We start from the raw sequence: 264 nt of genomic DNA on the forward strand, positions 1-264 counted from the left end.
AAACCGTGCTGACCGAAGCGCAGCTCGACCGCTGGCTGGCAACGATCAATGCCGCTGCATTGACCTCGGTCGATACCGAAACCACGTCGCTCGATCCGATGCGCGCGCAGCTGGTCGGCATTTCGTTGTGCTGCACGCCCGGTATCGCTGCTTACATCCCGGTCGCGCACAATTACCAGGATGCGCCGGCGCAGTTGTCGCGCGAACGGGTGCTGGAAAAAATGAAGCCGTGGCTGGAGGATGCCGGCAAGCCGAAAGTCGGCC

At 62.5% G+C, this 264-nt stretch carries 1 protein-coding gene; it reads left to right on the forward strand.

Features of this window, described 5'->3' with window-relative positions; all coding sequences use genetic code 11:
• The coding region (locus tag WDW90_RS39820; protein ID WP_336493084.1) for a 3'-5' exonuclease family protein at positions 1–264 on the forward strand (264 nt) is incomplete at both ends.

It is taken from the genome of Methylobacterium nigriterrae (assembly GCF_037106235.1).
In the GTDB taxonomy this organism is placed as follows: Bacteria; Pseudomonadota; Alphaproteobacteria; order Rhizobiales; family Beijerinckiaceae; genus Methylobacterium; species Methylobacterium nigriterrae.